Below are 24,127 nucleotides of genomic sequence, written 5' to 3' on the forward strand. Positions count from 1 at the left end.
CCGACCTTCATGTCGAACTGGGTCGAGTGCCGACTCGTGAAAATTTCTTGAGAGCTTGTTCGATCTGATTACGTCGGCAAGCGAGCGGACTGAAAGTGGGAGTATTTCTCGGCGTAGCCCATGAACGAGGTCGGTGGAGTCTTAATGACCGAGTCAAGCGGCTGTAGCGGTGTGTGTCCTTGCTGGTGGGCTGGTGGTGAAGGGGCGGTCGTCGCGTAGCAGGGCCCAGAGGACGTCGGTGCGGCGGCGGGCGAGGGCGATGACGGCGGGGATGTGCTTGTGTCCCTGGGCTCGTTTCTTGAGGTAGTAGGTCCGGTTGGGGCCGTCGCGGATGATGCTGGTCTGCGCGGAGAGGTAGAACACTCTGCGCAGGCGGCGGCTGTAGCGCTGTGGCCGGCGGAGGTTGCCGGTGCGGCGTCCGGAGTCTTTGGCGACGGGGACCAGGCCGGCGGCGGAGGCGAGGTGACCGGCGTCGGGGTAGGAAGCCAGATCACCCGCGGCGACAAGGAACTCGGCGCCGAGGATGGGGCCGATCCCGGGCATCGACTCGGTGACGGCGGCCTGCGGGTGGGTGTGGAAGACGTCGCTGATCTGCCGGTCGAGCTGCTTGAGCCGTTTGTCCAGGGCCAGCACTTGCGCGGCGAGGTCTGCGGTGATGCCCGCGGCCGTGTTTTGGCCGGGCAGTTGGATGTGCTGGGCATGCGCGGCGGCGAGGGCGGTGGCGCCAACCGTTTCGGGGTGGCGCACGCCTCGTGCGGCGAGCCAGCGCGTCAGGCGGGCCTGGCCGCAGCGGCGCAGGGCTGCGGGGGTCTGGTAGCCGGTGAGCAGGACCAGGGCGCCCTTGTGGTCGGCGTAGTCGAAGGCCGCTTCCAGGGCGGGACTGATGCCGGTGAGCACGTCGTGGAGACGGTTGAGCAGGCGGACCCGGTCGGCGATCAAGTCGGAACGGTGGGTCGTGAGCAGAGCCAGGTCAGCAACCTGGTCCGTGGGGATCTTCACGGGGGCGAAGTCCTGCCGCAGACGGGCTGTTTCGGCGATGACATAGGCGTCGCGGGCATCTGTCTTGGCCTCGCCCCTGTAGGCGCCAGCCATGCGGTTGACCGTTCGGCCCGGCACATAGATGACTCGTTGGCCGTGGTCGGCGAGCAGGGCCAACAACAAGGCGGGGGCGGTGCCGGTGAGGTCCACTGCCCAGCGGACCTCGGCGGCCATCGCGAGGACCTCGCCTAGGCCGGCGAGGATGACGGCCTCGTCGTTGCTGACCTTCCGGCTCCAGATAGTGGTTCCGGTGTCGTCGATGGCGACCCACCAGTGGTGGGCCTTGCTGGCGTCGATACCGACCCATAAACAGGGCACCTGTGCGTTCATGTGCGTCTCCTCGACCTCGGACAGCGTGCCGTTCCGGTCCGAGGACACCCCGCCGTCAGCTCCGTAAGCAGCGACCGTTTCGCACATCTCAATCAGCGGCCCGGGCGTCCCGAAGAGCGGGGCGGCCACTCCACCGGAGCCACCGGGGGCAAGCGACTTTAGAGCCACGCCCCACTCTTCCGGACCGCCAAACACCTTACGGAGCGACTTTGGGCGGGAGCTGCCATGGGGCGAGTGATCACGGCCCCGTAAGCTTCCGGCGCGTCGGGCAGTCTGTGGACCTGCCCGGTGAAGCACGACGTTGGGGCCATGATCTTCGAGGCTCGCCCATGGTGGCTGCCTAACTGCCTGTTCTTTATCCGCTCGCGCGGTCGGGCAGGTTCGAACGGGGTCCTGGTTCGCGTGAGTTGTCCGGGGCGGGTGCATGAAGGAAGGGCCTCTTGGTAGCTCGCGGATGTCGAGTCCAGCGAGAAGCAAGAGGCCCTGTTGTCGAAGTGTCGCGTGGTCATGGTCGCCGAGTCCAGTTCGTCCACTCGTGGGTGTGACTGCCTCGCCCACAGGTTCGGGAGCGCGGTCGACCGGCCGCAGCGCCGGCCCCGATACGGCTCGGACATGAACGATGCCGAGTGGGCCGTGGTGAGGGACCTTCTGCCGGTGCCGGGCTGGCTTTCGGGCCGCGGCGGGCGTCCGGAGGGCTACTGCCACCGGCAGATGATCGACGCAGTGCGCTACCTCGTCGACAACGGCATCAAGTGGCGGGCAATGCCCGCGGACTTCCCGCCCTGGCCGCGCGTCTACGCCTTCTTCGCCCGCTGGCGGGACACGGGACTGGTCACCGAGCTGCACGACCGGCTGCGGGAAGCCGTCCGCGCCGGTGAAGGCCGCAGCGCCGAGCCGAGCGCGGGGGTCGTGGACTCGCAGTCGGTGAAGGCAGACGCCACCGTCACCTTCGGCTCACGGGGCTTCGACGCGGGCAAGAAGATCAACGGTCGCAAGCGGCACCTGCTCACCGACACGCTCGGACTTCTCCTGGCCGTGCTGGTCACACCGGCCTCCGTGACCGACCGGGGCGGCGCCCGGTCCCTTCTGGCAGCGGCGGCCGGCCGCTTCCGGCGGCTGGCCCGGGTCTGGGCCGACGGCGGCTACACCGGCCACCTCACCGACTGGACCAGCCAGCACCTCGGCCTCGTCCTCGACATCGTCCGCCGCAGTGAAGACGTCCGAGGCTCTTCCAGGCCCTTCCCCGCCGCTGGGTCGTCGAACGGTCCTTTGCGTGGTTTCTGCGCAGCCGCCGCCTGGTCAGGGACTACGAACGCCGCCCCGACACGAGCGAAGCCGTCATCCGCTGGTCGATGATCGCCCTGATGAGCCGCCGCCTGGCCGCACGATCTCGTCGGCCTGCAGTCCTGACGGCAGGGTGAACCTCCCGGGCTTCGTCTCCACCAGCCAGCCCCGTTCCACCAGCCTCTTCAGCCGTGCTCTCGCGCCCTCGACGCGTGAGGCCGAGGCACTGTCCGAGCCAAGCACCACGGCCGCCCGCCGGGCACCCAGCCCGTGGTTCCCGGCCTCGGCCGCGGCTGCCATCACCGCCTGGTAGTCCACCGACAGGTCTTCGACTCCGGCCGCGTTCTGTCGATGTGGCACCGCACGGCGCGGGCCCGCCGGCGTCCTCGGCGACGGGCCAACGACTGTCTCGGCCGGCTGTTCCTCCTCGGCGAGCGCTTCCAGATACTGCTCGAGGCCGATCGTCCGAAGCTTGAGAACCTCCTCGGCATCCGCCAAGTCTGCCCGCACCCGCTTCAGTTCGGCTTCGAGCTCATCCACCCGCACGGCAGCGGCCTTCCGCCGCGTTTCCAGGACCGCCCGCATCGACGGCATCCGCCACCCCCACCGACTCGATCAGCAACGGGTCGAGACTCCCGCCACAGCCGCAATCTCATGCCTGACCAGCGGAATCCGCACGGCTTTCGGAAAGAGAACGGCCTCTAAAACCGTGGAGCCGACCGCCCCAGCCACGACGTACCCCTTCTCTGGCATCAGGTGGCTGACTGCTGTGCGCGCGGCACGGACGCCGGCCGGGCTGGAGCGGGACGGAGGCAGGAGCGCAGGCCCGGCCGGGGGCCGGGCCGCGCGCGGCGAGCGGAGCGAGCCGCCTTGAACCAGTAGAGAAAGTTGTAACTCAGTCTCTGGCGGGCGCGAAGTCGTCTGTGTAGATGCGGAGTCCGAACGAGTCGTGGGGAGGGGGCTAACGGCAGGAAGACCGCTGGCCGGAGTGCGTGGGTCATTGTGAAGCGCACGGGCCGTACCCGGCGGTCTCAACAGAGCGGCCCCTGATCGCTACGCTCACCGCATGACTGAGTTTCTGCAGGTGTCGACCGCCACACCGGAACGTGAGCAAGCCATCGAGCTCGCCAAGGGTGCAGTCAAGGGGCGCCTCGCCGCAGGGTCACAGATCATCGGCCCTGTGGCGTCCGTGTTCTGGCACCTCGGCGAGTTCGGCGAAGGGGAGGAGTGGCGGCTGCTGCTCACCACCACGAGCGACCGCTATCCCGAGCTCGAGGCGTACCTGCTGAAGAACCACCCGTGGGACAACCCCGAGGTGATCGCCGCACCGATCCACGGGGCGCAGCGGTGTATGAAGTGGATCGAGGACACCGTGCAGCCCTAGGCGACCTTCTCCAACACGTTGCGGACGAGGCTCACGTCCTGGTGCCGGCGCAGTTGTTCCAGTACCGGGGCCAGGCGCTGCCGGGGGCGTACGGACGCTACTCCGACGGACAGGTCCCAGGCGCGGCCTGTCACCCGCGCGGCTTCCTCGACCTCGCCGGCAGCCAGGTAGGCGTCGGCCAGCCAGGACAGGTACAGGGCCTTGTCCCGGGCGTGGTGATCGTCGAAGCGGTCGAGCGCTCGCGTGAGGACCGGCACGGCCCGCAGAGGACGGCGTAGCTCGGTCCAGCAGCGGCCGGTCATGATGTCCAGCTCCGTCTGGTCGACCCAGGCTGCCCAGTCCGGCTGCGGCTCCCCGTCCTGCTGCTCTTGGAGAGCGGCCCGAGCGGCGTCCAGTGCTTGCTCGACCAGGTGAGGCTGATCCGCAAGAGCACAGGCCCACGCCATGCGCTCGTGCAGGAGCGCACGTACACCGGCGGGCGTGCTGGCGGTGATGGTGGCGCAGCTGCTCGCAGCCATCTCGACCGCCACATTCCGGTCGGCAGCCTGGTAGCCGAGGAACGCGTAAGCGTTGCCGAGGAGATCACCTTCAGCAGCTTCGCGGGCCGCGTGCCGACTCTCCTCGTACAGGCTCTCGGCCTGCTTCTGCTGGCCTCCGTCAAATGCGGCCCAACCCGCTTGCTGAGCTTGCTCAGCAAGCAGGGCTACCATGCGGCGGCGCGACTCCGGAGTGAAGGTGGAGGTGCGCAACAAGGCCTTGGTGGCCTGGTACTCGCCGAGGTACACGCGGTATGTGTCGCCGCCGCCGAGGATTTCGTCGAGTCGGCGCAGACGGGCCGTGCGGTGCCGCAACTGCTCGACGTCACTGTTGGAGAGGTGCCGGGGCGCCGGCGGTTTCGTTAGCGCCGGAAGGGCGGCGGCCAGGCCGGTGCTGGTGGCGGCTTGGAGGACGGTTCTGCGGCGCACGCTGGTCACTCCGATCTGTGGGTCGTACGGGGGTGCAGGAGTTTCGCCGGTCTCCCACGGTCGGGGAGCCAGGCCGACCATGTCCCCCGGTACACGGAGCGCGTCCGCGATCTGCCGGACCTTGTCGATCGTTGTGATCTTGCCCTGCCCCTTGGCCAGCGTGCCGACCCGATCCGGTTTGATGTCGCATTCCGCGGCGATGCGCGAGTAGCTGATCCCGGCATGGCTTCTCGCGAGTCGGAACACTGTCCCGAAGTCGTGCGCCTCCAGTGCTCGGCGCATCTCCTCGTCAGCGAGGAGTTCCCTTGGCAGCGCTGTCGGTAGCTGGTGAATCATGCGGCACTTCCTGCTCACCTGAGTCTGCGGGATGTCTGGCTGGGGGCTCTACCCATCATGGGTATACCGCGCTGCGGGAAGTGCGCTCTTCGCGAGAAGACCACTCTGGACGCGAAGAGCTCCGGCGGCCGGGTCCAGTCGGCCTGCCGGGGCATGGACGACTTCGAGGAGCCGCCACCATGCGTGAGACTACCCAACGCCTCACGAGATCAGTCGATTTGGCGAAGGTCTGGACGTCTGCGATCTCGATCGACCGTGATCGCGTCCTCGTGATCGAGGACTGGCTACTGGCCGCCGCTTCCGATGGGCCACAGGCGCGGAGGGAATGGGGCGAGGGCGGGTTGACCTTGCTTCGGTGCGGCGACTTGTTCACCGCGGTTCGCTTGCCCGAGGACTCCGTACGTGCTGCCGCCTCCAGCAGCGACCCCGCTGAGGTGAGCACCTATCTGGCCAAGGTGCTCGACGGCGGCCCCGTCATCGCCTCCCGCAGCCGCTACTACGCGCTCGTTCCGCCGAGCACGGGCGTGGCCTGGCAGCACCCGGACGCCGAGTGCCTGACGTGGGGCACCTGGCTCGGCGTCCCGCCGGTCACAAGGACGAGCTGCGAAGACTCCCCGGCGTACTGGGCTGTCCCCATGAGCGGGCCGGGCAAGCTGTGTGACACCGACGCCGTCTCGCAGCTGGTTCGGCTGGCACGGCAACTGCTCTCGGGGCAGGAGGCCGGCGATGGGAGCTAGTCGGGCGGCGCCGTTCAACGCGGACGAGATCCGGCGGCGGTGCGAGGAAGTGCTGTGGAGTCCCGGAGGGCAGCCGGACGAGCAGCGGGCCAGTCTTCAGGAGATGGAGGGGTATGTGCGACGACTGGCGCCCATGCTGGCAAGGCTCGTGCCGCGGATGCAGGAGGGCATGCAGGGCACGGCGCGCATCGTCCTGAGGCACTCGGGCGAACTCCTGGAGGAGAAGGCCCCGTCGGCTGATCCGGCGACTCGCCTGTATGACGCCGGAGTGAACGCGCGTGCGCTGCTGGGCCTGCTTGAGCGGCCCGGTGAACTCACCCCTGTTCCTGAGACGCCGGTCCGGGCTTCTAACAGGACGCGCACAGCAGCACAGCAGCACTGACCGGCGGAGGTTTTCGCCGGGGTCCACAAGCTCCGCCCGCGGCGACCGCCGCATTGTGCAACGAACGAGATTCGGCGCGGGTGGAACGGGCGCCGGGGGCACGTCCCCACTACGTCCCGGGCGCCAGCCTCACGACCCGCCGTCCGGCGGGTTTCTCAGTGCGACACAGAGGAGAGGCATGTTCGTTCACTCCGACCGTCTGCCCGCGAGCCCGGCTATCCCGCTGGGCCTGGTAACCGCCAGGCCATGGGGCCTGGCATGAGGCCCTCCGCTGACATCTGGAGTCCCACGCCGAGCCGGGCCCGGACGGGCTGCTCTTCGTCGGCGAGCAAGGGGCTCCCTTCCGGCGCGGTACCTTCGGGCGGAAGTGGCGGAAGGCCCGGGAGATCGTCGGCATGCCGGAGGGGTTCCGGTACTACGACCTGCGGCACACCGGGCACACGCTCTCTACCCGGTCCGGTGCCACCCTGAAGGACACGATGGTGCGCGCCAGGCAGTCCTCGGAGAAGGTCGCGCTGATCTATCAGCACTCCGACGAGGAGCGCCAGGAAGAGGTCGCCGTCTGCCTCGACGGCACGGTCCGGGAGGCCCGGGAAGAGGCTGCCCGGAAGGCGGCCGAGAAGCCTTCTGGCGCGGATCTGGCACGCGGCCGGTGATCACGGCGGACACAAAAGGGCCCAGGTCTCTGACCTGGGCCTTCTTCGTGGAGCGGGTGATGAGAATCGAACTCGCGCTCTCAGCTTGGGAAGCTGCGGTCATTTGCGGCTGGTTCGGGTACTGACCTGGGCGAACGTCCTGGTCGTGGTGGCCTCGGGCGGGGGCGGCTTTGACCGTGGCTCCCCGCTGCTCCCCGCACTATCTGGTGCGCTTGTGGTGCGTGGGGCTAAGACGTCGTCTCATTTGGAGTGCTAGATAGTCTGCACCTGAGTCGAGGCTCGATAGTTGTCACACCGGCACGCTCTTGTCCCCGAAGCATGAGTGGGGTTCGAGAGGGAGACGGGCGGAGTGCTGGTGGCGACCCCGGCAGCTCTTATCGCCTGTTCGTCGCCGTGGGTGAGGACTATGATCACCAGCAAGGCGGGGTCGTAGCACAGAGGTAGTGCGCCGCGACATCATCTCGGAGGACGTCGGTTCGAATCCGACCGCCCCGCCCCTTCAGTCCAGAACGCCGGCCTCTGGCCCGGATCTGTGGCCGGTGACAAGGAACGCGCCGATTCGGCGACAACTGCCATGCCTCGTCACCCTGGAGCCGCGGGTCAACGGCCGCTGGTAGTGACAACCATCAGGCTTCGGCCCAGCATCATGTGGTGATGGTCGAGCGCATGGTGCCGGACGAGTTGTGGGAGCTGTTTCAGCGGGTGGTCCCACCTGCTCCAACACGGCCGCAGGGCGGCGGCCGGCGGCGGTACGGTGACCGCGAGGTCCTCGCAGCGATCATCTTTGTGGCCACGACGGGTTGCACCTGGCGGCAGTTGCCGCCGGTCTTCGGCCCGTCGGGTCCGACCACGCACCGCCGGTTCACCGAGTGGAGCGCCGCCCGGGCGTGGGCGAAGCTGCACCGCCTCATCCTCGACGAACTCGGCTCGCGTGGAAACCTGGACTGGTCGCGGTGTGCGATCGACTCGGTGAACATGCGGGCCCTGAAAGGGGGGAGCTGACAGGTCCGAATCCTGTCGACCGGGGTAAGAAGGGCTCGAAGGTCCACTTGATCACCGAGCGGACCGGTTTACCCCTCTCCATCGGCATCTCCGGCGCGAACATTCACGACAGCCAGGCGCTTCAGCCACTGGTGCGGAGCATCCCACCGATCCGTTCCCGCCGCGGTCCACGCAGGCGACGGCCCGCCAAGCTCCACGCTGACAACGGATACGACTACGACCACCTGCGGCGATGGCTGCACGAGAGGGGCATCCGCCACCGCATCGCCCGAAAGGGCATCGAGTCATCCACACGACTTGGCCCGCACCGTTGGACCGTCGAGCGCACGATGTCCTGGCTGGGCGGCTGCCGTCGCCTACACCGCCGCTACGAACGCAAGGCCGAGCACTTCCTGGCCTTCACCGCTACCGCCTGCAGCCTGATCTGCTACCGCCGACTCACCAAATGAGACGACGTCTAAGAGGTCGTTTTCGCCTATGGCGCCCGCTTATCAGGTGATTCTCTAAGCGGTTGGTGGCGGCACAGGCGAGGTCACCGCGGCTGTCGATGCCGGCGAGTCGCGGGAGGTTGCAGGTGGGGCGGAAGAGGCCCTAATCCTGTCTCATCTCAGGATGCCCGGTCGTCGAGGTTATGTGCTTCGACCGCCGTCGGCGTGCGACTGGGCGCACTCGGTCCGCGGCAGTACGCCGGAAGCATGCCGAAGCGACGCCCGTATCCGAGTGATCTGTCCGATGCCCGCTGGGAGTTGATCGAGCCGGTCCTGGCGGCCTGGCGTTTCGAGCGCCGCGGCCGGGCCCTGGACTTCGGCCGGCCACCGGAACACGATCTGCGCGACATCATGGACGCGATCTTGTACGTGGACCGTACCGGGGTTCAGTGGCGCTACCTTCCGCACGACTTCCCGCACTGGAACACGGTCTACGGCTATTTCGCCAGGTGGCAGCAGGAAGGCGTGTTCGCCCAGCTCAATGGCCTGCTCAGGCAACTCTTACGGCAGAAGGAAGGACGGGAGGCCGAACCGTCGGCCTGCGTGATCGACGCGCAGAGCGTGAAAACCTCCACCAGCGTGCTCGCCTCCGGCCAGGGCATCGATGCCGGGAAGAGGATCGTCGGGAGGAAGCGGAGCATCGTCACCGACACGATGGGCCTTCTCCTTGCCGTGCTGGTCACCGCGGCGAGCGTGCAGGACTCCATCGCCGGCACCCAACTCCTGGACCAGGTCGCCGTCGAACATCCCCGCATCCGCAAGGTGTGGGTCGACGGCGGCTACCGCCAGCACCTCGTCGAGCACGCCGCCAGCCTCGGCATCGACATGGAAATCACGCAACGCAAGCCTGGGACCAGGGGGTTCGCCCCGATCCCGAAGCGGTGGGTGGTCGAGCGGACCTACGGCTGGCTCATGCTCCACCGCCGCCTGGCCCGCGACTACGAAACCAGGCCCGCCCGCTCCGAAGCCATGATCCACATCGCCATGACAGACCTCATGGCCCGCCGCCTCACCAGCGAGAACACCATCTCCTGGCGCGACCCGACACCGCAGACCAAACAGCAGATTCCGGGATGAAACAACGGGAGAAAACGACCTCTAAGCACCGTGGTCTGGAGCTGGCTCGATGACGTCGGCCCAGACCAGATCGCCCCACGGGTTTCCCTCTACGCCGAGGCGTTCCGCGACGACATCATCGAGGAATTTCGCGTGAGCCACCTCAACCGCTTCGCTCGGCCACCACAACGAGTCGCACTCGGTGCACAGCGAGAAGGGTGTCCCATCGGCCCTGAAGCGGTACGGGTGGATCCAGTCCTGCCCGCAGCGCGGACAGACTTGCTTGGTCGGCACGACTGGCACGGTATCCCAGCGGGGGCGCACATTTTCCAACTGTTTGGCGGGGCCCATGGCTGTGTACTGGGGGCGTTCACGGGCCGTTGGAGCGCGAGATGACCGGGCGTGTGGTCTTTCCTCAAGGGCCGTGAACCGGGTTGCAATTGATCAGGCTCGGTAGCATCGGGGTATGCCCACAGGACCTTTGCACGACCGCGCCGTCAACAGCATCGTCAACGGTGAGATCACCCAGGAGATCTTCCCCTGCCGGTGCATGACCGGCGAGGATCACATCGAGGGTCCGGACTCGGTTGACTACGAGGAGGAGCCTGAGGGCCACTCGTTCGCTGGAGCCGAGGAAATTTGGCTCTCCAGCGGCATGGATGAGGATTACGACTTCCGCTAACGACCTGGTGACGGTCGGCCCGTGACGCGCGGAGCGCACAACGCCTGCAGGGACCTGCGCACACAGTGATTCACCGAGGGCCGACAGAAGGCTTGACAGCGGCCTCAGATCCCTTTCACCCAGCGACGGCCCCAGTGCAGCAACAAGCCCCCTACTCGCGGGAAAACCGCAGGCAGGGGGCTTGATCGCGTCGCGTTACTTCTTCTTGCCCTGGTTCTTGACCGCCTCGATGGCCGCTGCCGCCGCCTCGGGGTCCAGGTAGGTGCCGCCCGGGTTGAGGGGCTTGAACTCGGCGTCGAGCTCGTAGGAGAGCGGGATGCCCGTGGGGATGTTGAGGCCCGCGATGTCCGCGTCGGAGATGCCGTCCAGGTGCTTGACCAGGGCGCGGAGCGAGTTGCCGTGGGCCGCGACCAGGACCGTGCGGCCGGTCAGCAGGTCGGGGACGATCGCGTCGAACCAGTACGGGAGCATGCGGACGACGACGTCCTTCAGGCACTCCGTGCGCGGGCGCAGCTCCGGCGGGAGGGTCGCGTAGCGCGGGTCGTGGAACTGGGAGTACTCGTCGTCGATGTCGAGCGGCGGGGGCGGGGTGTCGTAGGACCGGCGCCACAGCATGAACTGCTCCTCGCCGAACTCGGCGAGCGTCTGGGCCTTGTCCTTGCCCTGGAGGGCGCCGTAGTGGCGCTCATTGAGGCGCCAGCTGCGGTGGACGGGGATCCAGTGGCGGTCCGCGGCCTCCAGGGCCAGCTGCGCCGTGCGGATCGCGCGCTTCTGGAGGGACGTGTGCACCACGTCGGGCAGGAGATCGGCGTCCTTCAGGAGCTCGCCACCGCGGACCGCCTCCTTCTCGCCCTTCTCGTTGAGATTGACGTCCACCCAGCCGGTGAACAGGTTCTTCGCGTTCCACTCGCTCTCGCCGTGGCGGAGGAGGATCAGCTTGTACGGTGCGTCGGCCATGCCTCAGAGCGTAATCCACGCTTTCGCCCGTTCGCGTGGCTGCCCGGCAGGCGGACGTTTGACCGGATCTGTTAATCGAGTGGCCCCTGACAATCGGCGGCTTGTAACTTGCGCATGCGGTCGGCGCTACTTACAGGCGCCGTGAACGCCGCTCATCCGGCACCGCTCATCCGGCGCCGCCGACATCTTGTTGCCTCCGGGGGGATCCATGCCGTACGCCCTGCGTGCCCGACGCGCCGTCCGGGAGACGGTCTCCGGTCTCCCGCGTGAGTTCTGGTGGCTGTGGACCAGCACGCTGGTCAACCGGCTCGGCGCCTTCGTCGCGACGTTCATGGCGCTGTACCTGACCCTCGACCGCGGCTACTCCGCCACGTACGCCGGTCTCGTCGCCGCGTTGCACGGGCTCGGCGGAGTGGTCTCGTCGCTGGGCGGCGGGGTGATGACCGACCGGCTGGGCCGGCGGCCGACCCTGCTGATCGCGCAGTCCTCGACCGCCGTGTCCGTGGCGCTGCTGGGGTTCGTGCGCGACCCGGTGGCGATCGCCGGCGTCGCCTTCCTCGTCGGCATGGCGAGCAACGCCTCGCGGCCCGCCGTGCAGGCGATGATGGCCGACATCGTCCGGCCCGAGGACCGCGTCCGCGCCTTCTCCCTCAATTACTGGGCCATCAACCTCGGCTTTGCCGTCTCCTCCATGGCCGCCGGGTTCATCGCCGAGGTCAGCTACCGCGCCGGGTTCCTGATCGAGGCGGGGATGACGATGGTCTGCGCGGTCCTCGTCTTCCTGCGGCTGCCGGAGTCCAAGCCCACCGCGACCATGGTGGAGGCGGGCCCCCGGGACGACACGGAAGCGGCTCCCCAGGCCAGCAGGGAGGCAGCTCGCCGGGAGGACTCCGTGAGCCTGCGCACCGTACTGCGCGACGGGCCGTTCATGGGCGTCGTCGGGCTGTCCTTCCTGGTCGCGCTGATCTTCCAGCAGGGGGCGGTGGGACTCCCGGTGGCGATGGGCGAGGCCGGTTTCACCCCGGCCGAGTACGGCATGGCCATCGCCGTCAACGGCGTGCTGATCGTGGTCCTCCAGATCCCGGTCACCCGCTTCATCGAGCACCGGGATCCCCGTCGGCTGCTGGTCGTCTCGTCCGTCCTCGCGGGCTACGGCTTCGCGCTCACCGCCTTCGCGGGGTCGCTGGGGGTCATCGCGCTCACGGTGTGCGTGTGGACGCTGGCGGAGATCGTCAACGCGCCGACGCAGACCAGTCTCGTCGTACGGCTGTCCCCGGTGCACGGGCGCGGCCGTTACCAGGGCATGTACACGATGTCCTGGTCCGTGGCCGCGCTCGTCGCTCCGCTGCTGTCCGGGTTCGTCATCGACCGGTTCGGGGCGGAGTGGCTGTGGGGGTCGTGCGCGCTGGTGGGGACGGCGGCCGGGGTGGGGTACGCCGTGCTGATGCGGCGGGTGGCGCAAGACGCGCAGGAGAAGGAACCCGTCACACCGGCGGGGAGTACAGCCGCACCCGCCCGGTAGGCAGGCGCGCGGTGTCGTGCGGGGGCATCACCATCGTGCGCAACGGCATGGTCACCAGAGCGGAATCCGGGCGTCCTGCCCCGTCCCCCACCGTCCCGGGTGCGGTCCCTACCCGTCCACGAAGCCGAGCTCCGTGTCCGGACGGCACTGCGGGCAGGCCTTGACCCCGTCGGCGAGGGCGTGCCGGGCGTGGTCGCGGTCGACGCCCTTGGCGCGCCGGCCCGCGTTCCAGCAGCCGCCTACATGGACGTACACCGCTTCCTGGCCGGACAGGCCGCGCTCGATCACCCAGTCCGGCGCGGGCGGCCGGGCGAGGAGGCCGTGGCGGTGTTCGGCCTGGCGGCGTTCCTCGTCCGCGATCCATCGGCGGGTGCGTGCCAGGTCGCGCTCCTGCACGCGCTCCAGGAAGCGGAGCAGCGCGAGCCGCGACTCTGGATCGTTCATGCGTTCGATTCTAGGATCAGGTTCGCCGTACTCCCACCCCGGAACCCGTCGCGCACCGCGCACCGCGTACGACGTCGGCCCCGGCAGTGCGCGGAGACCACCTCCGAGTCGGCTCACGGGTGCATCCGCGCCCCCTTCACCACCTTGTCCACCGCGTTCCTCGGGCCGTACACGGCGAGCCCCACGAGGTCCAGGTCCGCGGTCGGCACGGCCCGTACGGCGGCGCGGTTGTCACGGTCGTTGCCCGTGGCGAAGAGGTCGGAGGTGAAGACCGCGCGGGGCAGGGCGCGGGAGAGGGTGCGGGCGTGGGCGGTGGTCAGGGTTTCCTTGGTGGCCTCGAAGACCATGACCGGCTGGCGGAACATGGGGAGGTAGGGCACGCCGTCCGCGTCCTCGTACGGCTCGCCGATCACCTCGGGAAGCTGCGTTCCCAGGCCGCTGACCAGGAACGACGTCACATTGAGGCGCTGCCACGGCTCCAGGTCGGCGCGCAGCAGTACGGCGATCTTCGTGTCGAAGCGGATCGGCTCCGAGGAGGGTGCGGTGTCCATGGTCCGAGCGTGCCCGGCAGCCCTCGCCGGGGTCTTGTACGTTCTTTGCATGGCCTCCGAGTCCTCCCGGATCGTCTCCGCCTGGCGGCCCGCCGTCCCGGGTGTCGTCGAGGTCTTCCACGCGCGGTTCACCGAGTACGCGTATCCGATGCACGTCCACGACGCCTGGACGCTGCTGATCGTCGACACCGGCGCCGTCCGGTACGACCTCGACCGGCACGAGCACGGCACCCCGCACGACACCGTGTCGCTGCTGCCGCCGCACGTGCCGCACAACGGCTCCCCCGTCACCCCGGAGGGCTTCCGCAAGCGGGTGCTGTACCTGGACGGAACGCATCTCGGGGACGAGTTCATCGGGGCGGCCGTCGACCGGCCCGATCTGCGCGATCCGCTGCTGCGGCGCAGGGTGGGGCAGTTGCACGGCGCGCTGGGGCGGCCCGGTGAGGAACTGGAGGCCGAGAGCAGGCTGTTGTTCGTCGGGGAGCGGCTGCGCGGGCACCTGCGGGGCGACCCCGGCTCCCCGCGGCCGGCCGATCCCCAACTCGCGCGGCGACTGCGCGAGTTGCTGGACGAGCGGATCGTCGAGGGCGTCGCCCTGCGGGAGGCCGCCGGGCTGCTCGGCGCCCATCCCGCCCATCTCGTACGGGCGTTCAGCACGGCCTACGGCATCGCCCCGCACCAGTATCTGACGTCCCTGCGCGTGGGGCGCGCCCGGCGGCTGCTCCTGGAGGGGCGCTCACCGGGCGATACGGCGGTGGCGGCCGGGTTCTACGACCAGTCGCACCTCACCCGGCACTTCCGCAGGCTGGTGGGAGTGCCGCCGGGGCGCTACAAGGCGGGTCAGCGCTAGGGCCGCTCAGGGCCGCTCAGGCCGCTCGGGGCGCTCAGGGCGCTCAGGGCGCTGGGTGAGGTGGGCGAACGCGTCGAGGTTGCGGGTCGATTCCCCCCGCGAGACCCGCCACGCGTACTCCTTGCGGATCGCCGAGGCGAAGCCCAGCTCCAGCAGGGTGTTGAAGGCTCCGTCGGAGGCCTCAAGGACCTGGCCGAGCAGCCGGTCGAGCTCGTCGGGGGTGACGGAGGTCAAGGAGAGGCGGCCGGTGACGTAGACGTCGCCGTGCTGGTCGACGGCGTAACTCACGCCGTAGAGCTTGAGGTTGCGCTCCAGCAGCCAGCGGTGGACGCCCTGCTCGTTCTCGTCGGGGTGGCGGATGACGAAGGCGTTCAGCGACAGGGAGTGGCGGCCGACGATCAGGGAGACGGTCGTCTTGAGCTTGCGGGTGCCGGGGAGCTGCGCGACGTAGGTGCCGGGCCGGGGGCTCTCCCACTCCAGGTCGGCGTCCTTCAGCGCTCCCTCGACGACCTGTGCCGCGCGCTGTTCCTGATCGGTTTCACCCATGCAGCGAGCGTACGCGACGGCGGTGCGCCTGCATCGCGGCCGTGTAGACGTCCGCCGTGGCGGCGGCCGCGGTGTCCCAGCCGAAGGACTGGGCGTGCCGGGCGGCCTGTCCGCCGAGCCGGTCCGTCAGGTGCGGGTCGTCGGCGAAGTTCTCCAGCACGCGCGCGTAGGCGGCCGGATCGTGCCCGCGCACGAGGAAGCCGGTGTGCCCGTCGCGCACGGCGACCGGCAGGCCGCCGACCGACGCCGCGAGCACCGGGGTGCCGGCCGCCTGCGCCTCTATGGCGACCAGGCCGAAGGACTCGCTGTAGGAGGGCATGACCAGCACGGACGCGGCGCGGAACCAGTCCGCGAGCTGCTCCTGGCCGACCGGCGGGCGGAACCGTACGACGTCCGCGACGCCGAGGCGCGCGGCGAGCTTCTGCAGGCCCTCGGGCTTGGCGAGGCCGCTGCCGCTGGGGCCGCCGACGACGGGCACGAGGATGCGGGAGCGCAGTTCGGGGCGTTCGTCGAGGAGGACGGCGACGGCGCGCAGCAGCACGTCGGGGGCCTTCAGGGGCTGGATGCGGCCCGCGAAGAGCGGGATCAGCGCGTCCTGGGGCAGACCGAGGCGGGCCCGGGCGGCGGCGCGGCCGTCGGCGGGCGAGAAGCGGCTGAGGTTCACGCCGGGGTGGACCACCGCGACCTTGCCGGCCTCGGCCGCGTAGTGCCGGACGAGTTCGTCTGCCTCTTCGGTGGTGTTGGCGATGAGCCGGTCGGCGGCGGAGACGATCTGGGTCTCGCCGATGACGCGGGCGGCCGGTTCGGGGGTGTCGCCGTCGGCGAGGTTGGCGTTCTTGACCTTGGCCATGGTGTGCATGGCGTGCACCAGCGGGACGCCCCAGCGCTGGGCGGCGAGCCAGCCGACGTGGCCGGAGAGCCAGTAGTGCGAGTGGACCAGGTCGTAGTGGCCGGGGCGGTGGTGGGCCCAGGCCTGCATCACGCCGTGGGTGAAGGCGCAGAGCTGGGCGGGGAGGTCCTCCTTGTTGAGGCCCTCGTAGGGGCCGGCGTCGACGTGCCGGACGAGGACGCCGGGGGCCAGTTCGACGGTCGGCGGGAGGGCGGCGGCGGTCGCGCGCGTGAAGATCTCGACCTCGATGCCGTGCGCGGCGAGGCGCTGGGCGAGCTCCACGATGTAGACGTTCATGCCGCCGGCGTCGCCGGTGCCCGGCTGGTGGAGCGGGGAGGTGTGCACGGAGAGCATGGCGACGCGACGGGGCCTGCGGTGCAGCCGCAGGCGCGCGGACGACGACGCGGAGCGCCGACCGAGCCTGCCGATGTACTGGCTCACGTGGCGTTCCTCCTCGCCTCGGGCATGCCTGACGCAGGGCGCACGGTGCCCTCCGAGGGGGTGCAACACCGGAGGGAGGTGCTCCATTTCCCGATTCGCGAGTTTTACCGAATCATTACCGCCCGTCGCTCAACCGTTCGAGGGCGGAGGCGTGCGGGTTCCCCGCAGGGTCATGCGCGGCACCCCCGGCGGGTCACCGCGCCGATGAGTTCCCGCGCCCCACAGTGTCTGAAGACGTGACGCAACTCGACGTGACGTGACTCGACGTGACGTGACGAGCGGGAAGAGGGTGGCGCGTGATGAAACTGGTGGTGCAGGAGTTTCTGTCGCTCGACGGTGTCTCGCAGGGGCCGGGCGCCCCGGACGAGGACACCAGTGACGGCTTCGAGCGGGGCGGCTGGTTCGTTCCGCATCTGGACGAGGAGTTCGAGCGGCTGGCCGGCAGCTGGCTCGGCGAGGCGGACGCGCTGCTGCTCGGCCGCCGGACGTACACGAGCTTCGCCCGGGACTGGCCGGCGATGACCGGCCATCCCCTCGCCGGGATCATGAACAGCCTGCCGAAGTACGTCGCCTCCCACACCCTGACCGAGGCCGGGTGGGACCCGACCACGATCCTGTCCGGCGACGTCCCCGCCCAGGTCGCCGAGCTGAAGCGGCAGCCCGGCCGGGAGCTCCAGGTGCACGGCAGTGCCCGTCTCGCCCAGTCCCTGCTCGCCGCCGGACTCGTCGACACGCTCCGGCTGGCGATCGCGCCGGTCGTGGTCGGCCAGGGGCGGCGGCTCTTCCCGGACGGCGGCGCCCCCGCGGGGCTGCGGCTGACCGGCCACCGGACGACGCCGGGCGGTCTGTCGGTGCACGTCTTCGAGTCGGCGGGAGCGCCTGGCTTCGGGACGTACGGGGGCGGGGCGTGACACCGCGGGACCGGAAAAGGCGAGGCGGCAGACCACGAGGATCCCTACCCTCACCGGCATGACAGGCCCACGGCACCACCCCGCACCGCCGCCTCCACCTCTGCCGCCACTCGAGGAGCTCCTCCCCTGCCCGTGCTGCGGCCACCGCACCCTCGGCGAGCTGTGGGCCTACGAGATCTGCCCGGTCTGCTACTGGGAGGAGGACCCCTTCCAGCTCCGCCACCCCACCTCCGGCGGCGGCCCCAACCACGGCCTGAGCCTGATCGAGGCACAGGCCAACTACCGGCGGATCGGTGCCGTCACCGAAGAGATGCGGCGATACGTACGGCCCCCACGGGACGACGAGCCCGTCGACCCGGGCTTCCGGCCCGCCGACCCCGGCCGGGACCCGTTCGAGCAGGGTCCGGCGCACGACCCGATGCCCGGCGACCTCACCACCCTCTACTACTGGCGCCCCACCTACTGGCGGCGGCACCTCGCGCCCTGACAGCCTCGGCGGCCGCTTAACCTCGTACGCATGACACCCCGCGCAGCCGCCCGCCCCTTCGGCACGGTGACGCGCGGGACGACCAACCCGAACCGGCTGCGCCGCATGGACCGCTGGATCGCGGCCACGCACGGCGCCGAGCTGCGCCGCGCCGCCGACCCGGTGGCGGTCGACCTCGGCTACGGCGCCGCCCCCTGGACGGCCGTCGAACTGCTCCAGCGGCTGCGCACGGTCGCGCCGCGCACGCGCGTGGTGGGCGTCGAGATCGAACCGGCCCGGGTCGCGGCGGCCCTGCCCTACACACAGGCGGGGCTCGTCTTCCGGCACGGCGGCTTCGAGATCCCGATCCCCCAGCGGCCCCTGCTCGTCCGCGCGGCGAACGTGCTGCGGCAGTACGACGAGGACGAGGTCGTGGCCGTGTGGGAGCGGCTGTGCGCGCGGCTCGCGCCGGCGGACCCGGCGACCGGGTCGCGCGGCGGGCTGCTGGTCGAGGGGACCTGCGACGAGATCGGGCGCCGCCACGTGTGGGTCGCGCTCGGTCCGGAGGGACCGCGCACGGTCACCTTCGCGACCCGGCTGGGCTCCCTGGAGCGCCCGTCGGACCTGGCCGAACGCCTGCCGAAGGCGCTCATCCACCGCAACGTCCCGGGCGAGCCGGTGCACGCCTTCCTGCGCGACTTCGACCGCGCCTGGGCGGCGGCCGCGCCCTACGCCTCCTACGGCGCCCGCCAGCGCTGGATCCGGGCGGTGCGGGACCTGACGGCGGACTGGCCGGTGACGGACGGGCCGGTGCGGTGGCGGCAGGGCGAAGTGACGGTGCGGTGGGAGGCGTTGGCTCCGGGCGGCTGAGCTCTCGGATCCACGTTGGAACGATCTCCGTGAGTCGTTCGTCACACAGACGGGGAGATCGTGTCGCCGGGGGCATACCGGCGAGGGGGTGGCGGGAAGTACTACCCCTGTCGCTTTGCGAGCCGACATGGCAGCATCCCCAGGCGAACCGCACGTTACTGACGGTTAATCAGTTTGGGGGCCGAGGTATGGGAACGGGCAAGCGTGGCCTGATGGCGACGGCGGTGGCCGTGGTCTGCGCGGTCACGGTGCTGGCCGCACCGGGCACGGCGTTCGCGAACCCGACCCCCTCGCCCACCCCGAGCGCGGGAGCGTCCCTCGCGCCCGCCAAGGACCTCGAGGCCGTCCGCAAGAAGCTCGACAAGCTCTACCGCGCCGCGGCCCGCGCCACCGACGAGTACAACGCCGCCGACGAGAAGGCGGACAAACAGTCCGCCCAGGTCGTCGAGCTGGCCAAGAAGATCGTCAAGGGCAAGGAGAAGCTCAGGAAACTGAGGGACCGCGCGGGCGCCGCGGCCGCAGCCCAGTACCGCGGGGGTGGACTGCCCCCGGAGGCCCACCTGGTGCTGAGTGACGATCCTCAGGACTTCCTCGACGGCGCGGGCCGGGTCCGCGAGGGCCACCACGCGACCAAGGGCCTGCTCGGCGAACTGACCCGCGCCCAGGAGGACTTGGAGCAGTACGCCAGGGACGCCTCCGCGCAGCTGAAGAAGCTGGAGGCGGGCCGCAAGGCCAAGGCCGCCGCGCAGAAGAAGATCGAGAAGCAGATCGCGCAGGCGGAGAAGCTCGAGTCCGCGCTGCAGAAGGAGGAGCAGGAGCGCCTCGCCGAGCTGGAGAAGGAGGCCGCGATCAAGGCGCAGACCGCCTGGCTCGACTCCGGCATCCTCGACGAGATCGACGGAAAGGCCTCGGAGCAGGGCAAGAAGGCCGTGAAGTACGCCACGGCCCAGATCGGCAAGCCGTACCAGTGGGGCGCCGAGGGCCCGAGGACCTACGACTGCTCGGGGCTGACGTCACAGGCCTGGATATCGGCCGGTCGCGGCATACCCCGCACCTCGCAGGAGCAGTGGAAGCGGCTTCGGCACATCGACGTCCAGGACATGCGGCCCGGCGACCTCATCATCTACTTCGGCGACGCCAGCCATGTCGCGATGTACATCGGCGACGGGGCGATCGTGCACGCCCCGCGCCCCGGCCGGACCGTGACGATCGCGGGGGCGGGCTCCATGCCCATCCTCGGCGTGGTCCGCCCGGACCCCGGCACCGGCGCCAACTGACCGCGGACGGCGACCGGACGGCACCCGGGACGGCGGCCGGACGACACCGGGGAGGGCGGCCGGACGCCACCCGGCACTACGACCGGACGCCACCGGGGACGACGGCCGGACGACACCCGGCCCTACGACCGGACGCCACCAGGGACGACGGCCGGACGACACCCGGCCCTACGACCGAACGCCACCAGGGACGACGGCCGGCCGACACCCGGCACTACGACCGAACGCCACCGGGGACTGCGGCAGGACGCCACCCGGCACTACGACCGAACGCCACCGGAGACGACGGCCGGACGCCACCCGGCACTACGACCGGACGCCACCAGGAAGAACGACCGGACCACGTCACACCGGATATCGGACACCCACGGTGACCTGACCCACGTGACCCACCGCACCCCCCGTCGCCCACAAACCGTGCGCCGGCGTGACGTTCGTCATCCCCGCAGCATCTCCGAGCTGTCCAACTGCGGGGCATATCGCGGCATATGACACTGACCGGTGGCACAGCGGCGTGGCTCACACCATTCCAATGCGGCGCCGACACCCGCTATGGTCCGGCTCGGTGGGTCGAGGTCCCTCGCCCCACCGTGCCCTCGGGGGGAGGGAAGGAACCCAAGAAGATGCCCGTACCCATACCGCGGCAGAGAGCGATCCCGGCCGTGGAAAGTGGTCAGGCGCAGGCCGCGTCCCCGCACGGCGGCTCGGCCGAGGAGTCCGTACAGGACACCTCGCCCACGGGCCGCACGCCGGACACCGCCGGGAACACCACGAACAAGGTGGAGAACAACACCGCCCACACCAACCTGACGCTGCTGCTGATCGAGGACGACCCGGCCGGTTCGCCGATCGTGCCGGACATGCTCGACCAGGCGGGCAAGCCGATCCGCGTCCGCACGGCCCGCAATCTGACGGAGGCCGGGCGGCTGCTGACCGACGACGTCCACTGCATCCTGCTGGACCTGGCGCTGCCCGCGCCGGGCCACGCCGACTCCGAGGACGAGCTCGCCGTGCTCAGGCACGTGCTGGAGCTCGCGCCCCGGCACGCCGTCCTGGCGCTGACCGCGTCCGGCGACGCCGAGCGCGGCGCCGAGGCGGTACGGGTGGGCGCCCAGGACTACCTCTTCCGCGACGAGCTGGACGGCAGGCTGCTGAGCCGCGCGATCCGCTACGCGGTGGAGCGCAAGCGTTCCGAGTCGGCCGAGCGCCGGCTCGCCGAGGGCCGGCTGCGCGCGCAGGAGAACCGCCGCCTGGAGCGCGGCCTGCTGCCGACGCCGCTGCTGGAGGGCTCCCCGCTGCGGTTCGCCGCCCGCTACCGCCCCGGCCGCTCACGCGCGCTGCTCGGCGGTGACTTCTACGACGTCGTCCGCACCCCGGACGGCACCGTGCACGCCATGATCGGCGACGTCTGCGGCCACGGCCCGGACGAGGCGGCCCTCGGTGTGGAGCTGCGGATCGCGTGGCGCGCGCTGACCCTGGCGGGCCTGTGCGGCGACCAGCTGCTGGGCACGCTGCAGCAGGTGCTGGAGCACGAGCGGGCCGACGACGAGATCTTCGCGACCCTCTGCACGGTGGACATCGCGCCGGACGGCCGCCGCGCCGGGCTCTGCCTGGCGGGACACCCGTCGCCGCTGCTGGCCCGCCCCGGCAAACCGGCCCGGCTGCTGCCGTACGACAACAACGGACCGGCCCTCGGGCTGCTGCCCGGCGCCCGCTGGCCGCGGATGCAGGTGGAGCTGGGGGCCGAGTGGAGCCTGATGCTCTACACCGACGGCCTGATCGAGGGCCACATCGGCCAGGGCCGGGAGCGGCTCGGCCAGGACGGCATGACGGAGATGGTCCGCCGCCAGATCGCCGAGGGCCTGCGGGGCGAGCAGCTGCTGCGGGCGGCGGTGAACGAGGTGCGCGACCTCAACGGTGGCGAGCTGACGGACGACGTGGCGGTACTGCTGCTGGACCGGGTGCCGTAGCCCCGGCTCCGGCTGCTCCGGGAGCCCTTACCGGCCGCCGTTCCACGGGCCGTAGGGGCCGTCGCTGCTCGAGCCGCGGCTGCTGCGGCCGCCGCCCGGGAGCGCGCGGATCGCGGGCCGCACGTCGACCATGTACACGATCGTCGCGATGAGGCCGATGATCGGCAGGAACGACAGGATCGGGAAGAGCAGGTTCACCACGAAGGCGATCCCGAGGATGATCAGCCAGAAGGGCTTGGTCTTCTTGTCGGCCGCCCGGTAGGCGTCCTCCCGGCGCACAGCCGCGTCGAACAACGCGAAGCCGCTGAAAACGATCAGGGCCATGCTCAGAAGCCACATAAACCCTGCGAAGCCCTGCATCAGCACAACGTCCACCACCTGACTCGGCTCGTCCTACGCGGTCACCGTACCCGTACAACGGGCCGGACACCCCCAGGGTGCCCGGCCCGTGTGATCGCCGCGCCGTCCTACTTGGCGGAAGGCGGGGTGGGCTTCTTCGCGGTAGTGGGCTTGCGCTGCGGGGCCTTCTTGGGCGCGGGGGCCTTCTTCGCCGGGGCGGCGGCGGCCGGCTTGGCCGGCTCCTCCTTGACCTCGACCGGCTGCGGCTTCGGCTCGACGGCCACGGCCAGCTCCTCGACGCCCTCGGCGACGTCCTCGATGCTGTCGGCGGCCTCGCCGCGCCAGGTGCGCACGGCCTGCTCGCCGTGCTCGGCGACCTTCTCGTAGGTCTCGCGGGCCTTGACGGCGTACTCGGCGGCCACGCCGACACCGCGCAGCGCGAAGTCCTGGGCGCTCTCGCCGAACTTCTTCAGGTCCGCGTCGAGGTTGCTGCCGAGCTTCTTGAAGTCGGAGTCGAGGGAGCCGATGAACGCCGTGACCTTGGTCTGAAGGGTCTCCTGCGTCTCCCTGACGCGGGCGGAGGCCTCCTTGGCCCGGGCGGACGCCTTCTCCTGGACCGCCTTGGTGTCGGTGTTGCGCACGGCTTCGAACCGCGCGGGGGCCTCGGAGCGCAGCTGCTCCACCAGGGCCGGCACCTTCTTGGCCTGCTGAAGGGCGAGGTCGGCGGTGCCTGCGGCGAAGTAGAGCGGCGTCGGGTCGCTGAAGGTCTTGCGCAGGTCGTCGGTGATGGCCATGGTGAGGGTCCTCCCGGATTCTGTCTCGCTTGAGGGTTCGGCTGAGGGTTGTGTGATCCGCGGCGGGCGGCCCATGCCCTGGTCCGGCTAACCGGCCGTCTGCTGCGGATCGGTGTCACTGCCGCCGGTGCTCTTGCGGGTCCGGCGGGTGGCGGTCGTACCGCCGTCGTTCGTGCTGTCGCTCTTGCCGGCGCCCTTGCCGGCGGTCTTGCGGCTACGGCGCCGGGCGGGCCGGCCGCCGTCGGACGGCCCGGTCGGCGATATCTCGGTACCGGCGTCGGCGCCGGAAGCATCCCTGTCCACGCTCACCACACCGTCACCGGTGACGACCCCGACGACGCCCGCACCGCGGGCTCCGCCTTCGGCACCCGGGACATCGCTGCCGTCGACGCCGTCGCCGGTTCCGAACCCGTTCTCCTTGCGGAAGGACTCGTAGATCTGCAGCAGCACCTGCTTCTGCCGCTCGCTCAGGGTCGGGTCCGCGAGGATGACGGCACGCGTCTCCACCTCGTCCCGGTCCCGCTCGGCGTCGAGAATGCCGGCCCGGACGTACAGGGTCTCGGCGGAGATCCGCAGGGCCTTGGCGACCTGCTGCAGCACCTCCGCGCTCGGCTTGCGCAGCCCGCGCTCGATCTGGCTCAGATACGGATTGGACACGCCGGCGGCGTCGGCGAGCTGCCGCAGCGACAGCTGCGCGTTGCGCCGCTGCTCGCGCAGGTAGTCACCGAGATTGCCGACGTTGAGCGATGCCATGCCCTCCACGGTGCCGCATCTCGCTAACTATTGCAAGCACCCGCTTGCAATAGTGCGCCATGCCACCCGGTGTCCTGTGACTCGATGGGCCGGCCCCGCGGGTGTGCGGCTGTGTGTCGCGCGCCGGAACGGTCGTGGCGCCGTCAGCGATTGACCTCCGGTTGCCCGCTTCTCTCACGCCGATGCCCGGCATCGCCCCCGGCGGCC

25 protein-coding genes and 2 pseudogenes are annotated in these 24,127 nt (G+C 70.2%); 15 read left to right on the forward strand and 12 right to left on the reverse strand.

Going from position 1 to position 24,127, the window contains the following annotated elements:
- Positions 1-153: 153 nt before the first annotated feature.
- Positions 154-1,368 carry an IS110 family RNA-guided transposase gene (locus tag IGS69_RS15605; protein ID WP_190904511.1) on the reverse strand — a complete coding sequence of 405 codons (1,215 nt, stop codon included), beginning with the start codon at positions 1,366-1,368 and terminating at the stop codon, positions 154-156.
- A 612-nt stretch (positions 1,369-1,980) separates the two neighbouring features.
- On the opposite strand from IGS69_RS15605, the pseudogene IGS69_RS15610 reads away from it, so the two are divergent.
- Positions 1,981-2,526, forward strand: a pseudogene (locus IGS69_RS15610) (IS5 family transposase); the annotation flags it as partial.
- A gap of 180 nt (positions 2,527-2,706) precedes the next feature.
- On the opposite strand, the gene IGS69_RS15615 reads toward IGS69_RS15610, so the two are convergent.
- On the reverse strand, positions 2,707-3,246 hold the full coding sequence (locus IGS69_RS15615) for a hypothetical protein (RefSeq protein ID WP_190900274.1): 540 nt from the start codon (positions 3,244-3,246) through the stop codon (positions 2,707-2,709).
- 472 nt (positions 3,247-3,718) lie between these two features.
- Here IGS69_RS15615 and cutA point away from each other — a divergent pair, with 472 nt between their 5' ends.
- Positions 3,719-4,036 (forward strand): divalent-cation tolerance protein CutA, encoded by a 318-nt coding sequence (gene cutA, locus IGS69_RS15620; protein WP_190900276.1) that lies wholly within the window; start codon positions 3,719-3,721, stop codon positions 4,034-4,036.
- Here the strand turns inward: cutA and IGS69_RS15625 are convergent.
- Complete coding sequence (locus tag IGS69_RS15625; protein ID WP_190900279.1) at positions 4,033-5,337, reverse strand: helix-turn-helix domain-containing protein; 1,305 nt, start codon at positions 5,335-5,337, stop codon at positions 4,033-4,035. The two genes, cutA and IGS69_RS15625, sit on opposite strands and share 4 nt — an antisense overlap.
- Positions 5,338-5,771: 434 nt before the next feature.
- Between IGS69_RS15625 and IGS69_RS15630 the strand changes: the two genes are divergently transcribed.
- The 5 genes and pseudogenes from IGS69_RS15630 to IGS69_RS15650 all read left to right on the forward strand — a co-directional run bounded on the left by IGS69_RS15630 (position 5,772) and on the right by IGS69_RS15650 (position 9,679).
- The gene (locus IGS69_RS15630; RefSeq protein WP_190900281.1) at positions 5,772-6,074 is read left to right on the forward strand and encodes a hypothetical protein; all 303 of its coding nucleotides are present in this window, start codon (positions 5,772-5,774) and stop codon (positions 6,072-6,074) included.
- On the forward strand, positions 6,064-6,456 hold the full coding sequence (locus tag IGS69_RS15635) for a hypothetical protein (RefSeq protein WP_190900283.1): 393 nt from the start codon (positions 6,064-6,066) through the stop codon (positions 6,454-6,456). Before IGS69_RS15630 ends, IGS69_RS15635 begins: the two co-directional genes overlap by 11 nt.
- 275 nt (positions 6,457-6,731) lie before the next feature.
- Positions 6,732-7,112 (forward strand): annotated as a pseudogene (locus tag IGS69_RS15640) (tyrosine-type recombinase/integrase); the annotation flags it as partial.
- A 654-nt stretch (positions 7,113-7,766) separates the two neighbouring features.
- A protein-coding gene (locus IGS69_RS15645) for an IS5 family transposase (protein ID WP_232543531.1) occupies positions 7,767-8,563 on the forward strand; the annotation gives its coding sequence in 2 pieces (ribosomal slippage) (positions 7,767-8,102 and positions 8,105-8,563; 795 coding nt in all).
- 246 nt (positions 8,564-8,809) lie between these two features.
- On the forward strand, positions 8,810-9,679 hold the full coding sequence (locus IGS69_RS15650; RefSeq protein WP_190900287.1) for an IS5 family transposase: 870 nt from the start codon (positions 8,810-8,812) through the stop codon (positions 9,677-9,679).
- A 21-nt stretch (positions 9,680-9,700) separates the two neighbouring features.
- Here IGS69_RS15650 and IGS69_RS15655 read toward each other — a convergent pair whose 3' ends face one another.
- Entirely contained in the window at positions 9,701-9,952 is a 252-nt protein-coding gene (locus tag IGS69_RS15655) for a hypothetical protein (protein WP_190900289.1), read from the reverse strand.
- Positions 9,953-10,124: 172 nt separating this feature from the next.
- Here IGS69_RS15655 and IGS69_RS15660 point away from each other — a divergent pair, with 172 nt between their 5' ends.
- Positions 10,125-10,340: a hypothetical protein gene (locus IGS69_RS15660; protein ID WP_161329321.1), complete on the forward strand. Its 216-nt coding sequence runs from the start codon at positions 10,125-10,127 to the stop codon at positions 10,338-10,340.
- 195 nt (positions 10,341-10,535) lie between these two features.
- Here IGS69_RS15660 and IGS69_RS15665 read toward each other — a convergent pair whose 3' ends face one another.
- Entirely contained in the window at positions 10,536-11,297 is a 762-nt protein-coding gene (locus IGS69_RS15665; protein WP_190900291.1) for a phosphoglyceromutase, read from the reverse strand.
- Positions 11,298-11,505: 208 nt separating this feature from the next.
- On the opposite strand from IGS69_RS15665, the gene IGS69_RS15670 reads away from it, so the two are divergent.
- Positions 11,506-12,819: an MDR family MFS transporter gene (locus IGS69_RS15670; protein WP_190900293.1), complete on the forward strand. Its 1,314-nt coding sequence runs from the start codon at positions 11,506-11,508 to the stop codon at positions 12,817-12,819.
- Positions 12,820-12,927: 108 nt separating this feature from the next.
- Here the strand turns inward: IGS69_RS15670 and IGS69_RS15675 are convergent, their stop codons facing one another.
- Together IGS69_RS15675 and IGS69_RS15680 are read right to left on the reverse strand one after the other, a co-directional pair.
- Positions 12,928-13,263, reverse strand: coding sequence for a DUF6233 domain-containing protein (locus IGS69_RS15675; protein ID WP_190900295.1), 336 nt, complete (start codon positions 13,261-13,263; stop codon positions 12,928-12,930).
- Positions 13,264-13,376: 113 nt separating this feature from the next.
- Positions 13,377-13,814, reverse strand: a complete 438-nt coding sequence (locus IGS69_RS15680; protein WP_190900297.1) for a DUF2000 domain-containing protein — start codon at positions 13,812-13,814, stop codon at positions 13,377-13,379.
- A gap of 49 nt (positions 13,815-13,863) precedes the next feature.
- Here IGS69_RS15680 and IGS69_RS15685 point away from each other — a divergent pair, with 49 nt between their 5' ends.
- On the forward strand, positions 13,864-14,664 hold the full coding sequence (locus IGS69_RS15685) for a helix-turn-helix transcriptional regulator (protein WP_190900300.1): 801 nt from the start codon (positions 13,864-13,866) through the stop codon (positions 14,662-14,664).
- A gap of 6 nt (positions 14,665-14,670) precedes the next feature.
- Here IGS69_RS15685 and IGS69_RS15690 read toward each other — a convergent pair whose 3' ends face one another.
- Together IGS69_RS15690 and mshA are read right to left on the reverse strand one after the other, a co-directional pair.
- Positions 14,671-15,210, reverse strand: a complete 540-nt coding sequence (locus IGS69_RS15690; protein WP_190900302.1) for a type III secretion system chaperone family protein — start codon at positions 15,208-15,210, stop codon at positions 14,671-14,673.
- Positions 15,203-16,540, reverse strand: coding sequence for a D-inositol-3-phosphate glycosyltransferase (mshA, locus tag IGS69_RS15695; RefSeq protein ID WP_190900304.1), 1,338 nt, complete (start codon positions 16,538-16,540; stop codon positions 15,203-15,205). Before mshA ends, IGS69_RS15690 begins: the two co-directional genes overlap by 8 nt.
- A gap of 299 nt (positions 16,541-16,839) precedes the next feature.
- Here mshA and IGS69_RS15700 point away from each other — a divergent pair, with 299 nt between their 5' ends.
- From IGS69_RS15700 to IGS69_RS15720, 5 genes are all read left to right on the forward strand, one after another.
- On the forward strand, positions 16,840-17,451 hold the full coding sequence (locus IGS69_RS15700; protein ID WP_190900306.1) for a dihydrofolate reductase family protein: 612 nt from the start codon (positions 16,840-16,842) through the stop codon (positions 17,449-17,451).
- A 58-nt stretch (positions 17,452-17,509) separates the two neighbouring features.
- Positions 17,510-17,938, forward strand: coding sequence for a CPCC family cysteine-rich protein (locus IGS69_RS15705; protein WP_190900308.1), 429 nt, complete (start codon positions 17,510-17,512; stop codon positions 17,936-17,938).
- 30 nt (positions 17,939-17,968) lie between these two features.
- Positions 17,969-18,787: a class I SAM-dependent methyltransferase gene (locus tag IGS69_RS15710; RefSeq protein ID WP_190900310.1), complete on the forward strand. Its 819-nt coding sequence runs from the start codon at positions 17,969-17,971 to the stop codon at positions 18,785-18,787.
- A 188-nt stretch (positions 18,788-18,975) separates the two neighbouring features.
- Positions 18,976-20,064, forward strand: a complete 1,089-nt coding sequence (locus tag IGS69_RS15715; protein WP_190900312.1) for a C40 family peptidase — start codon at positions 18,976-18,978, stop codon at positions 20,062-20,064.
- 623 nt (positions 20,065-20,687) lie between these two features.
- Entirely contained in the window at positions 20,688-22,034 is a 1,347-nt protein-coding gene (locus tag IGS69_RS15720) for a PP2C family protein-serine/threonine phosphatase (RefSeq protein ID WP_190900314.1), read from the forward strand.
- A 27-nt stretch (positions 22,035-22,061) separates the two neighbouring features.
- Here the strand turns inward: IGS69_RS15720 and IGS69_RS15725 are convergent, their stop codons facing one another.
- The 3 genes from IGS69_RS15725 to IGS69_RS15735 all read right to left on the reverse strand — a co-directional run bounded on the left by IGS69_RS15725 (position 22,062) and on the right by IGS69_RS15735 (position 23,920).
- Positions 22,062-22,394, reverse strand: coding sequence for a DUF2516 family protein (locus tag IGS69_RS15725; protein WP_190904512.1), 333 nt, complete (start codon positions 22,392-22,394; stop codon positions 22,062-22,064).
- 107 nt (positions 22,395-22,501) lie between these two features.
- On the reverse strand, positions 22,502-23,167 hold the full coding sequence (locus tag IGS69_RS15730) for a hypothetical protein (RefSeq protein WP_190900316.1): 666 nt from the start codon (positions 23,165-23,167) through the stop codon (positions 22,502-22,504).
- Between the two features lie 87 nt (positions 23,168-23,254).
- Positions 23,255-23,920: a helix-turn-helix domain-containing protein gene (locus tag IGS69_RS15735; RefSeq protein WP_190900318.1), complete on the reverse strand. Its 666-nt coding sequence runs from the start codon at positions 23,918-23,920 to the stop codon at positions 23,255-23,257.
- Positions 23,921-24,127: the final 207 nt, after the last annotated feature.

Source organism: Streptomyces tuirus (assembly GCF_014701095.1).
GTDB classification, from domain to species: Bacteria; Actinomycetota; Actinomycetes; order Streptomycetales; family Streptomycetaceae; genus Streptomyces; species Streptomyces tuirus.

Excerpts from the sequence above, each read along its gene's own strand:
- IGS69_RS15625 (WP_190900279.1), bottom strand. The coding sequence starts at position 5,337 with ATGATTCACCAGCTACCGACAGCGCTGCCAAGGGAACTCCTCGCTGAC.
- IGS69_RS15715 (WP_190900312.1), top strand. The coding sequence starts at position 18,976 with ATGGGAACGGGCAAGCGTGGCCTGATGGCGACGGCGGTGGCCGTGGTC.
- IGS69_RS15605 (WP_190904511.1), bottom strand. The coding sequence starts at position 1,368 with ATGAACGCACAGGTGCCCTGTTTATGGGTCGGTATCGACGCCAGCAAG.
- IGS69_RS15670 (WP_190900293.1), top strand. The coding sequence starts at position 11,506 with ATGCCGTACGCCCTGCGTGCCCGACGCGCCGTCCGGGAGACGGTCTCC.
- IGS69_RS15705 (WP_190900308.1), top strand. The coding sequence starts at position 17,510 with ATGACAGGCCCACGGCACCACCCCGCACCGCCGCCTCCACCTCTGCCG.
- IGS69_RS15615 (WP_190900274.1), bottom strand. The coding sequence starts at position 3,246 with ATGCCGTCGATGCGGGCGGTCCTGGAAACGCGGCGGAAGGCCGCTGCC.
- IGS69_RS15725 (WP_190904512.1), bottom strand. The coding sequence starts at position 22,394 with ATGCAGGGCTTCGCAGGGTTTATGTGGCTTCTGAGCATGGCCCTGATC.
- IGS69_RS15720 (WP_190900314.1), top strand. The coding sequence starts at position 20,688 with ATGCCCGTACCCATACCGCGGCAGAGAGCGATCCCGGCCGTGGAAAGT.
- IGS69_RS15735 (WP_190900318.1), bottom strand. The coding sequence starts at position 23,920 with ATGGCATCGCTCAACGTCGGCAATCTCGGTGACTACCTGCGCGAGCAG.
- IGS69_RS15730 (WP_190900316.1), bottom strand. The coding sequence starts at position 23,167 with ATGGCCATCACCGACGACCTGCGCAAGACCTTCAGCGACCCGACGCCG.
- IGS69_RS15710 (WP_190900310.1), top strand. The coding sequence starts at position 17,969 with ATGACACCCCGCGCAGCCGCCCGCCCCTTCGGCACGGTGACGCGCGGG.
- IGS69_RS15690 (WP_190900302.1), bottom strand. The coding sequence starts at position 15,210 with ATGGGTGAAACCGATCAGGAACAGCGCGCGGCACAGGTCGTCGAGGGA.
- IGS69_RS15680 (WP_190900297.1), bottom strand. The coding sequence starts at position 13,814 with ATGGACACCGCACCCTCCTCGGAGCCGATCCGCTTCGACACGAAGATC.
- IGS69_RS15675 (WP_190900295.1), bottom strand. The coding sequence starts at position 13,263 with ATGAACGATCCAGAGTCGCGGCTCGCGCTGCTCCGCTTCCTGGAGCGC.
- IGS69_RS15635 (WP_190900283.1), top strand. The coding sequence starts at position 6,064 with ATGGGAGCTAGTCGGGCGGCGCCGTTCAACGCGGACGAGATCCGGCGG.
- cutA (WP_190900276.1), top strand. The coding sequence starts at position 3,719 with ATGACTGAGTTTCTGCAGGTGTCGACCGCCACACCGGAACGTGAGCAA.
- IGS69_RS15685 (WP_190900300.1), top strand. The coding sequence starts at position 13,864 with ATGGCCTCCGAGTCCTCCCGGATCGTCTCCGCCTGGCGGCCCGCCGTC.
- IGS69_RS15660 (WP_161329321.1), top strand. The coding sequence starts at position 10,125 with ATGCCCACAGGACCTTTGCACGACCGCGCCGTCAACAGCATCGTCAAC.
- IGS69_RS15650 (WP_190900287.1), top strand. The coding sequence starts at position 8,810 with ATGCCGAAGCGACGCCCGTATCCGAGTGATCTGTCCGATGCCCGCTGG.
- IGS69_RS15665 (WP_190900291.1), bottom strand. The coding sequence starts at position 11,297 with ATGGCCGACGCACCGTACAAGCTGATCCTCCTCCGCCACGGCGAGAGC.
- IGS69_RS15700 (WP_190900306.1), top strand. The coding sequence starts at position 16,840 with ATGAAACTGGTGGTGCAGGAGTTTCTGTCGCTCGACGGTGTCTCGCAG.